The 12,379-nt window shown below is 39.2% G+C and carries 6 protein-coding genes; all 6 read right to left on the bottom strand.

What is annotated here, in order from left to right; genetic code table 11:
• Positions 1–112: 112 nt before the first annotated feature.
• The 6 genes from HBB17_RS16980 to addB all read right to left on the bottom strand — a co-directional run bounded on the left by HBB17_RS16980 (position 113) and on the right by addB (position 12,189).
• On the bottom strand, positions 113–2,179 hold the full coding sequence (locus HBB17_RS16980) for an amylo-alpha-1,6-glucosidase (RefSeq protein WP_167958681.1): 2,067 nt from the start codon (positions 2,177–2,179) through the stop codon (positions 113–115).
• A 237-nt stretch (positions 2,180–2,416) separates the two neighbouring features.
• Positions 2,417–3,295 (bottom strand): Hsp33 family molecular chaperone HslO, encoded by an 879-nt coding sequence (hslO, locus tag HBB17_RS16975; RefSeq protein WP_167958713.1) that lies wholly within the window; start codon positions 3,293–3,295, stop codon positions 2,417–2,419.
• 61 nt (positions 3,296–3,356) lie between these two features.
• Positions 3,357–4,193, bottom strand: coding sequence for a class I SAM-dependent DNA methyltransferase (locus HBB17_RS16970; RefSeq protein WP_167958680.1), 837 nt, complete (start codon positions 4,191–4,193; stop codon positions 3,357–3,359).
• A 141-nt stretch (positions 4,194–4,334) separates the two neighbouring features.
• On the bottom strand, positions 4,335–4,571 hold the full coding sequence (locus HBB17_RS16965; RefSeq protein WP_167958679.1) for a small, acid-soluble spore protein, alpha/beta type: 237 nt from the start codon (positions 4,569–4,571) through the stop codon (positions 4,335–4,337).
• A 151-nt stretch (positions 4,572–4,722) separates the two neighbouring features.
• Positions 4,723–8,712: a UvrD-helicase domain-containing protein gene (locus tag HBB17_RS16960; protein WP_167958678.1), complete on the bottom strand. Its 3,990-nt coding sequence runs from the start codon at positions 8,710–8,712 to the stop codon at positions 4,723–4,725.
• Positions 8,713–12,189 carry a helicase-exonuclease AddAB subunit AddB gene (addB, locus tag HBB17_RS16955; RefSeq protein WP_167958677.1) on the bottom strand — a complete coding sequence of 1,159 codons (3,477 nt, stop codon included), beginning with the start codon at positions 12,187–12,189 and terminating at the stop codon, positions 8,713–8,715.
• Positions 12,190–12,379 lie beyond the last annotated feature (190 nt).

The following is a 12,379-nucleotide window of genomic DNA, read 5'->3' as shown; positions in this document are numbered from 1 at the left end:
TGGGTTCCTGTGACAGCAAAACACCAGTAGAAAATCCTTTTCCAGTAAATCCTATTGTTAATCATACCATGTTTTTCTCAAAAGGAAAACATGATTGAACCGACAAATGTTGTCAAGATAGATACGGAAGTACATCTTCTGTATATGCACGCAGAATTTCTCCCACGCTCCAGGCTTGTGTATAACAACCTCGACTAGTACAAGTATTATCCCCATCAAAAATCTCTGCAATTCCGCTTAAGCATCCATCCTGCATATGATCTTCGAAATATTCGCACATCTCTTTTGCATGAAGCACCGCATCTTTGCTATGTTTATTCACCTTACAATACGCAGTAATAAATGCACCTGATATATAAGCCCACGCAGTTCCCATATGGTAAGCAAGATCCCTGTTGATCAATTTCCCAATGTATTGTTTCTTATACGCGGGATCATGATTGGATAAGGAACGAATTCCATATGGCGTATATAGATCATGATATACCCGATTTACAACCTGCATTTCTTTTTCTTCTGGTAGCATTGTGTAGGGAAGGGATACCGCCCAGATCTGATTTGGTCTAATCTTTGAATCTGGAATCTCCACTCCGTCTTTTTTCTCAATTACATCAAAGAGACAACAATCCTCCTTATTCCAGAACTTATCCACAAAGGATGCCTTTACGAGGGATGCTAATCCACAATATTGTGCAGAATCTTCCCCAAACTTAATTGCTAACTTCTCCATTACTTTTAGGGCATTATACCATAACGCATTAATCTCAACCGCTTTTCCATGCCGCGGTGTTACAACTAAGTCACCCACGCGAACGTCCATCCAGGTTAATTGGTCAAAGTCACTTCCTCCTTCAATGAGATAATCCGTATCCATATGGATTCCATATCGTGTACCCTCTTTGTATGCTGTGATAATCTGCTTTAAATATGGATAGATCTTTTCTTTTATAAAAGTATAATCCTCTTCGTTTCCTGTATATGACAAATACCGATCCACCGAATAAAAATACCACAACGATGCATCAATGGTATTGTATCTCGGTTCTTCTTTTCCATTGTTAGGAAATACATTTGGAATCATTCCTTCACTTACATAATAAGAAAAGGATTCCAACACAGAACGTGCATCTTCATATCTTCCCGTTGCCATCGTCAGTCCTTGCAGTGCGATCATCGTATCTCTTCCCCAGTCTGCAAACCATGGATAACCAGCTAGAATGGTCTTATGTCCTGTGGATTTACGATCAACTAGAAATGCATCTGCTCCCCATGCAAGTCGTCGCGTTAATGATGTCTGATAAGGTACCTGATCTAATAATTGCATCATTCGATCCCGATACTCCTCTGCTATATCAAATCCGTCTTTGTCATCCATTATTTCAATGGTACATTTGAGATAAAACCGTTTCGTCTCATATGGAGCAAGCGTTACAATCACATCATATGGGGTTATGTGGTTATCCACACCTAAGAAACCCGTACGCTGATCGATGGGATATACTTGATTTTCCTCAATCAGATAATTTGGTGTTGCCATGGAAACTGGTTTCTGGGAACGGTCATAATATGTACCTTCTGATGCATAGAAGCCAATGGTGATTTCTCTATTCTCTTCCGGTATAAGCGCCAGATACTTCTTATCTTGTGAACCCGGATAATTACGAAATACCTTTTGAAATTTCAATTCTGCCCGCTCTTTGGTCCCTCCAAAATCTCGATAGGTAAACATTGGTGTAATAGCCAAGGTTGCTTCTTTCATTCCATTGGTAATCTCGTAGCATACGACACTAGTATTCTTTCCATGCTCCATCGCAATGGTCTTCTTCATACACAAATCATTGATCTGATATGTATAAGTAGGCAGAATATCTAACGTAAAGCGATTGAGATACGTATAACCTCGTTTCCATTCTTTAATATATTCCTGTGCTGTAAGATCAATCTCTTTTCCCTCTACAGTAACCATTTCATGTGTTCCAGGGAAGATCATCATTCGATCTACAGGAGCTTCAAGGGAAGCGATCAGATATCCACTGTAGATTCGTGTATTGGCACCAATGATTGATTGATTCGCAAAGCCACCAATCCCATTGGTTAATAACCATTCTTTCTCCATTCCTTCTTCAAATGTACGAAATGCATTTCTTCCGAAAACATATTTTTCTTTTAACTCTCTCATAATAATTTCCTTTCTACGTGTTTTCTTAATAAATTATCCTTTTATCTTCCTTCGTACATATATATAAATTCAAGCTTTGCATATGAAAGTGTGTTCGAATGAGCTATGTCATGCATTACATGTTTCACAAACGTATGCCCCATAGGGTTCTATAATAGGAAAGTCAGAGGACTTTCCTATTATAGAATAAAGCACGCCCACCAACACAAGTTGATAGGCGCTTTCTTACATGTAAGTTTACCTGCTTCTTTTTATGATTTCTTTTAACTCTTCAATTGTATAGGTATAATGAGAATTACAGAAATGGCAGTTTACTTCAATTGGTTCTCCATCATCAATCATTGCTTGAATATCTTTCTTTCCAATGCTAACAATTGCTTTTTCTACACGTTCTTTCGAACAGTTACAATCAAATTTGGTAGGAATCGTTTCAAAGAACTCAACTCCAAAATCCCCAAGTACATGCTCTAAGATCATCTCAGGCGTCATATCTTGGTCCAAGAGAGCAGTGATCGAAGTGATTTCTTTAATCTTCTTCTCTAACTTGTCAATAACTTCTTCATCTGCGAATGGCATTAATTGTATGATAAATCCACCTGCACGACGAACGGTATTATCCTTATTCATTAAGACCCCTAATGCAACAGAAGATGGAACTTGTTCACTTGTTGCATAGTAATAGGTTAAGTCTTCTGCAATTTCACCTGAAACCAAATGGGTTTGTCCCACATATGGTTCTTTTAATCCCATATCCTTGATCACATTCATAACACCAAGGTCTAGTGCTTTGCCCACGTCTAATTTTCCTTTTTCATTCGGAGGCAACATAACTTCTGGATTATTTACATATCCTTTCACATTTGCCTTCGAATCCGCTGTTACCGTTAAACCACCGATAGGGCCACTGCACTTGATTTGTAAAGTAAGTAGATCTTTCTCACCTTTCATCATACTTCCCATCATACTTCCTGCTGTTAGCAGTCTGCCAAGTGCCGCTGTTGCAACTGGACTCGTATTATGACGGGATCTGGCTTCCTCAACCAAATCTCTCGTAGTAGCTGCAAATGCACGAATTTGGTTATTGGCAGCGGTTGCTCTAACAATATAATCTGACATAATAATCTCCATTCTTTCTAACGTATTTCCTTCATAGGCTTACTCTTACTCCTACTAAACCCTACTCCTCTGTGTAGTACTTATGTTCCTGGCGCTTTTCTCTTGCTATGATATAGATTCTTTCGCTTGTTGGTGTCACCGGATCATGGGTAAATGCATCAAATGCATTGACGAATTCCATTCCTGCTTCCTCTATTAAACGTTTCACGGTATCAAGGGAATATGCTTTTTGGTAGTGCTTTTCGTCAAATCGATAGAATACCTCGCCATCTTCTTCGTACTCTTCCTCATTTTCATCGTCTAGATCTGTCTCATTTTCTTCTCCGAAATCTTCCTTCACATAGATGGTCAAGTCATACTCATTGACTTTTTCCTCTGGATAGTAGTAATTGTCCCAGATAAAGCTACCATTTGGTCGATTTTCTGCTATGGTATTATTTGCCAATATTGTTTCGTACTTATATTCGGTATTCATATCAAAGATAAATATCCCCTGACGATCTAAGTAATTATTCACTAGACGAAAAACCTCGCGTAGGTCATCTTCTTCCATGATATAGTTCATACTATCACAAATGCTTACAACAGCAGAAACGGTACCATATAATTCAAACTCCCTCATATCCTGTAATAGATATAAGATGGAATCTCCCTGATCCATCGCTTTCTCCATTGCAATAGAAAGCATCTCTTCTGCATTATCAATTCCAATCATATCGTAGCCTTTTTTCGAAAGCCGTTCTGTAACATTACCTGTCCCACAGCCTAGATCAAGAACGATTCCATCCTTGACACCATATTCCGCTAGTAATTCCGTTAAATACCTACACCAGTCATCATATGGAATGTTATCCATAAACATATCATAAACCTGTGCAAATCCTGTATATGCCTGCATCTATTCACCTTTTTCCAATTCATTGTCGTAGAACGACGGCGCCAATTTGACCCCACCTCAAGTAGCGTATATGGACGAGTTACATCGTTATCGTCCTTTACTGCTACTTATTATACTAACAATATAAAAACAACGCAAGTATTACGATAAAGAGGATTCTTCATTTTGTCCTTCTCTTAACAAAGCTTCCTGCTTCATCTGTTTTTTCTTTCTAGTAATGATACCACCAATTCTTCCCGATTCTTTTGCTGATAACGATTTCCAGCCAGTTTCCAATACCTTTGGCAATAATCCAAGTTCCTCTGCCACTTCATATTTTAACTGCTCTTCTGGCTTAATGTTATTCAAGTCAATTGGTTTTTCCTTTTTCTTTGTCATAAAACTCTCCTTATACGCTATTGAACCGTTGAAATACTAGGGTCAAATTACTTTTGCCCCAACATCACTATGTTTCATCAACGAAGGAGTATGTCCTAGCCATCGCAGGGCATCCCCTTTGTTCTCTAGAGTATCTCCAAGAGTTTATGTTTTAAACCTCTACTTCCTTCCCAAGTGCAAAGGAATACAAGATTCTTTGTTTCACTTTCTTGCCTGTAATCTGTTCAATTGCTCTCTGGTAGTAATCCAACTGCACCTTATAACGGGAACGCAAGATGTCCTCCCCTGTTTCCTTTGGTACATGGTCCGTCTTATAGTCGACGATTACGATTTCTCCCATTTCTTCAAAAAAGCAGTCGATGATTCCTTGTACTAATATTGGCTCTTCGCTAGTAAGGTCAGGTCGGATCTCATTTGCTTTAACAGAGAATACAAATTGCTGTTCACGATATACGATGTTCTTACCTTGAGCCGCTTCCACACGTTTTGCAAGATCTGTTTTCATGAATCGTTGGATCTCATATGGATTCACCACATCCGCTTCCTCTTTTTTTATGATTCCTTTTTCAACTAAACTGCTAATTTCAGATGTAACATTCTCGAGTGTAGGCTTTTTCAGGATTCCGATGCACTCCAATACTTTATGATACACCGTTCCTCGTCTTGCTCCTTGAACAGGTATTTTCTCCAACAGAAAGTTTGGTAGTAATTCTGGATCTATTGTTTCCATCTGTTCTACGTTCTCTGCAACTGTTTCAATCTTCTTGTCTGTATCTTGTTGGATTTCCCCCATCGTTTCTATTACTTGAACAGCCGATTCACTCTTGATTAAAGATTCACTCTCTTCTTCATCGAGTTCCTGTCCTAATCTCTTTAATTCAGATACGGTTACCTTGGCGTGTAGTTTTGTCTCATTCTCGTATGGATATTGATACTGCAAATGTTTCTTAATCTGTTGGTGAATCTCTTCTTCATAAATCTGTGTAGAATCCCAGGATAACAGCTGCTTTTTCTTCTCGTTCCCCACAATCTGTCGTGCAACTTCCTCTTCAACCGTTCGAAATACATCAACAATTCTTATCTGAAATCTTGCTTCCTGATCCCGTTTGGCATTTGGTTCTAGACATACTCCTGGTGAGATTCCTTCCTTTTCTAATAAAGGAAAGCAATCTTTATGTCGAACCAAAGCTGGCATGATCCAGTCAAAATACGTACCTGCTGAAGCAAGTTTTTGAAAAAGTAACGCACGCTCCTCTTGATTCTTCCCATCAGCCCATTTCTTCAATTTATCTGCAATAGAAGGGACATAGCCTGTAAGAATTAATTTCTCTTTTGCACGTGTTAATGCAACATAAAGCACACGCAGTTCTTCTCCTAGGTTCTCAAGCACAATCTTTTTTTGAAGGAACTTCTTTAATAAAGTAGGGGACTTGATACGAAGGTCTGGGTTTACATAATCCGGTCCAATCCCAAGATCAGGGTGTAGAACAAGTTTGCTTCTGGCATCCTGATTGTTAAATGCTTTGCTCATGCCTGATACGAATACAATGGGGAATTCTAGACCTTTGCTCTTATGAATACTCATAATACGAACAGTATCCTCTCCCTCTCCAACTGTAATTGCTTCACCAAAATCAATATCGTATTTGTGCAGTTTCTCAATGTATCGAACAAATTGGAACAACCCATGATAGCTGGTCGATTCATATTGTACCGCACGTTCAATCAGCATATCGATATTTCCTTTTCTCCGATCTCCAGCTGGCATAGCGGTCACATAATTGTAGTATCCTGTTTCTTGTACAATCTTCCAGATCAGTTCATGTATGGAAGTGTAAGCTAAACAGTCACGATATTGCTCCAGTCGTTCCAAAAAGAGACGAAGTTTTCTCTTCATTTCCTTCACAACCTGTTCCTCTACTGCTTGTTCCTCCGCTGTTTGTTCCTCTGGTACTTGCTTCGTTCCCTCTTGCTCTTCCTTATCACCAACAACATTTGCTGTGTTATCCTCCACATATGCTTTCACCGCTTCATACATATCACAGTCTTCCTTGCTTTTTCTTATGATGGCTAATTCCGTTGTTGACAATCCTACCATCTTAGAATGCAATATGGCGGTTAGTGGAATATCTTGTTTTGGGTTATCGATTACCCGTAACATATTCAATATTGTACGAATCTCTACCGTAGAAAAATACCCTGACTGTGTATCCGAAAATGCTGGAATCCCCATGGACATCAGCGTATCGACAAATGTTTGTGACCAGCCACTCATGGTACGCAACAAGATGACAATATCCCCGTACCTTGCTGTCTCATAACATTTTTTCTCCTTATTCCAAACCTGCAACCCTGTTTCTGGATTCACTAATTCCTTAATGCGCAAACCGATTGCTCTAGCCTCTAATTCGCGTACCGTATACTCTTCCTCTTCCTTATCTGTCTCCTCATCCTGCTGCAACGAATTGCTTGCTTTCGAAGATTCTCCTTGTTCTCCCTGCTGTTGTTTTTCCTGTTGCTCTTGCAGTCTCTTTTCCTGTTCCTTAAACTCTTCATCTGTGACAAATAGAACTTCCGTTGTAGTAGAGATTTCTCCTGTTTCACATGGAGCGAATACCGCACCTGGATTCAATGCTGCATCCTCATCATATGCGATTTCACCCAACTGCTTTGTCATAATCTGCTCAAAGATATAGTTTGTGCAGGCAAGTACTACCGCTCGACTACGGAAATTTGCATGAAGATCAATCCTTTGATTTTCACTTTCTTCTAGCGAATAGGTTTCAAACTTCTTCATGAACAGATCTGGACGAGCAAGTCGGAATTTGTAGATACTCTGTTTGACATCACCAACCATGAACCGATTGTTTTGTCCTAGTCGTTCTTTTGATATACTCGTTAGGATTGTTTCCTGTACTAAATTACTATCTTGGTATTCATCAATTAGAATCTCTTCATAGTATTCACTTAACTCATCTGCCACAGAAGTTGGAATAACTTCCCCATTCTCCTCTTTCTTAACCAAGATATTGAGGGCAAAATGTTCCAGATCGTTAAAGTCTACCATGTTCTTCTCTTCTTTTGCTTTTGCATATCGCTTTCCAAACTCCATGGTAAGATCAAGTAGAACATTCATCACTGGTGCAACTGCCTGTAGATCACACAACATTTCCTCTTCTGACTGATAGAAATAATTCTTTTTCAGGTCCGTTACCGCTTTCTTAATCTCATCACGAATTGCCTTTACCTGCTCTCGTTTTTCATCACTAACTTCTTCATCCTTAGCACGGGATAGGGCTTTCCACTTAATAGAGGCAAGAACCTGTGCATACTCATTATACGAACGAGCGGACAGCATATCCTGTAGTAAAATTGCGTCCTGTAACAGGGCATCCTCATACATATGTGGTCCCGCTACAGAGCGTGCAATCCCTATCGCCTGCTCATTGCGACGTACCAGATCAAGTGTCATTGATTTAAGATACGAGAGCAAACCTTTCATCCAATCTAGTCCCTGTAATTCTTCGATGGAATGAATGGCAAACTGTTGCTTTCTCTCCTCTAACCATTCATGAGGCCAAGGATAACTCATAGAAAATTGATACAGTTGTAGAATCAAATCCTCTAATGTGCTATCCGACTTTCCGCTGGCATAACACTCTACAAATGTAGTAAAGTCTTCTTCTGCTTTCTCATAGCAATCTTCTAACAGATCTTCCATCACATCAACACGAAGAAGCGTTAACTCTGCATCTTCCGCAATACGAAAAGAAGGGTCCAAGTCAATGACATTAAAATGATTTCGAATCACTTGTAAACAAAAGCTATGGATCGTGGTAATCTGTGCACTGTGGATCAACATCATCTGTTTCTGCAGATGTTTGTTGTCAGGCATTTGATCTAATTTCTTCTCAATTGCCTGAAGAATACGTTCCCGCATCTCTGCCGCTGCTGCATTGGTAAATGTTACGATCAATAATTTATCAACATCGATTGGATTCTCTCCTTCTGAAATCATTGTAATAATTCGTTCCACCAAAACTGCAGTTTTTCCCGAACCTGCTGCTGCAGATACGAGAATATTCCGCTTTCTTAGGTCAATTACTTTCTGCTGGTCACTTGTCCATGTCACCTCTGCCATTTACTCTTCCTCCTTTCCTAGTAGACATTCCATCTTTGCAAATACATCTTCCTTATCTAACTTCTTCAATTGATGATAGCGATTTCCTGGTAATTTCACGTCAAACCCGCATATTCCCTGGAACGCACAATAATCACAAGCAGTCTTTTCCCCTAATTTATATGGATTCACATCCGCTTGTCCTTCTAAGATTTCTTTTCCAATCTCAACAATTTTATGATTCACATAGTCCGTCATCTCTTTAAACTGTCTGCTAGAAGCAACTGCAGAACGTTTCGTTGGCCAGCCTTCCTTATTGGTTTCCAGTGGAATTACATCTGATTTAACAGAGGCGGCAATCTCCTCCCCCTCCATAAATGACGTATCCATGTATTTGCTTATGCTCATATCTGCATTAACCATTCCATTCATTCGTAGTTCCTTCATAATGGCACTATCCACATCATCTGTCTTATCAACAATTGGATCATTGATATTGTAGTAGAATACACCTGCCGGCTCCACGGTATGCGCAGGATTCTTCTTCTGCTGCATTTCCATAGAAGCACTGAGGTAAACCATTAACTGTAATTGTAATCCGTAATAGATCTGCCCCATATCCAGTGCGGAATTGCCCGATTTATAATCAATCACCTTCACAAGAAGTCTGTTCTTCTCTGGTTCTTCGTAGATATCAACCCGGTCAATTCTTCCTTGTAGCTGCATATTCTCCTCTTCTGATAAAGCAACGTGAACCGAATCTAGGTGGTCAAGGAATGAGAACTGCAATTCGAATGCTTCGGGACGGAACTTTCCTTTTCGTACCTGCTTACACAATGCCCAAATGGTTCGTTTGGTAATACGCATTACTCTGGCTAACATATATGCATTTCGTTTGCTGCTGAGAATTACCTGATTGCCATAATCAACCGCAGCTTCCTCTACTGCTTCTTTGGTATATTGTTCTCTTACCTCATCTGGTATGGAGTACCATTCATACTCGCTTTTTTGTACTTTCTTTGAGAAGAGGTCAATGGCTTTATGAAAGATATTCCCGATATCCGGTACAGCAAGACGATATTCCTGCCGTTCTAGTAGTCCTAAACCATATCGTATAAAATGTGCAAATGCACATGCCGCGTATTTTTCTAAACGGGTAACACTTCCATTCAACTCACTTCCATAAAGTGCTCGAGCTACTGCTTTCGATAAGGAATTGGCGTCTGGTTCATAGAACGCTCCCTGGATAACCAAATCCAGACTCTTTCTTCTTTCCTCATCCTGACAATACCAGCTGTATAACTCTTGAAATGTAGGTGTTTCCAATGGAGATTCAAATCCTTCTTTTGGCTTACTCGTATCTGCAAAACTTCGAATCCGATCGATCAGATAACCAATTCCTTGTCTTGTAGCCAGTATAGTCTCCAAATGATCTTGCTCATAAGCAAAATCCTGCACCTTCAGTTTAGGAAAAATCTGTTTCATCTTACCTATCAGATAGGATGCCTTCTTTGCTTTTCCATCCATACCAACTTTACTATACGTAATATACAAGTGTTTTGTTGGTTTCGTCAGATTCAGATATAGATAAAACTGTTCGGTAAATGTCTTTTGCCGTTTTGTTGGTGCTAACTCTACCTCATGTTTCAGTAACAATTCTCGTTCCATATCGGATATCAATCCACCACCATCTGCGGATTTTGGTATAATTCCATCATTTACTCCAAGGAAGAATAACGCTTTAATATCTTTCAGTCTTGTTCTTTCAATATCACCCACCACAATCTGGTCAATACTTGGTGGAATGATTCCTACTTTGATCTCTTCAAAACCTGTATCCAATAGTTTACTGTATTCCTCCAAGGACATGGTCTCTTCTCCAAGAAGTTCAACCATCTTATCAAATAATTCTAGAATCATACCATATACTTGGCGATATTCCTTGGCTAAACTCAATTTCCCCATAACATCAAAATCCTGTGAGAACCCGGTTAATTTTGCTGCCACCTGTTTTTCAACCAAAAACATACAGATTGCTGTTGTCATCTCACGGACGGTAGAATCTTTTTTCTTTAATACCTCGCGAAGAGGTTCCAAACCTGCTAACGCCATTTTTCTACTTTCATTTAATCTTATAAAATCGATTGCTCCTTGTGTCTGATAGGAACGGTCCCATTCCTTTGTCCATAGATGGAACCCTCTTATCCCCATAGCCAACGCATAATTTTCCAGATTATCCACCGCTTCTCTGGATATATCCACCATTTCACAACGAAGATAACGAAACATGGATTCATAGCTGAAGTCCCTTTGGGTTACTTCTAATACGCTTCGAATTAATTCTACCGCAGGATTTCCTAGTATTCCTTTCTTCTGATCGATGAAAAATGGAATCTTCTCCTGTTCATAATCATTCTCAATAATCCGTCCGTAAGTTGCCATATCCCCACTTACTACCGCAATATCCTTATAACGATATCCTTGCTCCTGAATCAATTTCTTTATCTGAACAATAGTAAATGCAACTTCACTGGCTGGATTTTGTGCCACATGGAGACTTAGATCCTCCACTTCTTTTGTATAAGTCACTCTTGGATAGCGGAACAGATTCTTCTCCAGTGCAGCAAGCCCCGGACTTTCTAGGAATCGATAAGGTGTGCGCGCCTTTCCCTGTCCTACCATCCACAATGGTTTTTCCATTGGTACTTGCTGTTCTATGGCTATTTCCTGTAGCGAAGCAATCATCTTCTTACTCATATGAAACAATTGATATTCTTCGTCCGCTGCAAACTGTTCTCTCTCATCAATGGTAACTGTTACATATACCTTCTTACACAAACGCATTAATTTTGTTAGTAATTTTGTCTGTGAAGGTGTGAATCCCGTAAATCCATCGAAACATATGACGCATTCTTTAACGTAGGTAGACTCTTCTACTTTGTCATACAACACATCTAATATCTCTTCTGTAGTAATATATTTTTCTTCTATATAATCTTGAAAACCTCGATAAACAACTAGAATATCCTGTAACTTGCTCTTTAACATAGGACGTGATTCTACTTGTTCAATCGTTTGCTCCAATTGTTCTGGTGTAATACAATATTGATAGATTTCCGATAACATCGATTTTAATTCATCAATGAATCCGTTTTTTTTCACATTACTCTGAAAGATATGCAGCTCCTCTTTTTTCTGCTCCACGATCTTCCGTAAGATCATACTCTTGCCTGTATCTTCAAGGACCGTTTTATCTTGTCCACCTAATTCATCGAATACCCGATAAGCAAGACGCATAAAGCTAAGAATATCGATATTCATAATTCCATGATTCGGATGAGCCGCAACCATATCTCTCTGCGTCTGCATGGTAAATTGTTCTGGTACAATCACCAGATAATTTGTCTCTGGATTCTTCAAGGAATCCGACACAATCTCTTGATACAAACGATGGGATTTTCCTGCCCCAGAACTCCCCAGTATAAGTTGTAATGACATATGCTCCTCCTATAATCTAATTTTTCGATTCCCTAGTTTTGCTCTAATTTTCATTTTGTTCGAATCTGTTGTTTTTATAGAAACTCTCTACACCATGGTACACCAAATCATTGGACTCGTCTAGAAAAAATGAAGTTCCTAAACAGTCATAAATATTTTAGGTAAATAATATACTATAATAACGAAACTT

It is taken from the genome of Anaerosporobacter faecicola (assembly GCF_012070565.1).
Taxonomy (GTDB): domain Bacteria; phylum Bacillota; class Clostridia; order Lachnospirales; family Lachnospiraceae; genus Anaerosporobacter; species Anaerosporobacter faecicola.
Note: the sequence above shows the minus strand (reverse complement) of the source record. Positions and strands in the feature narration are given on the sequence as shown.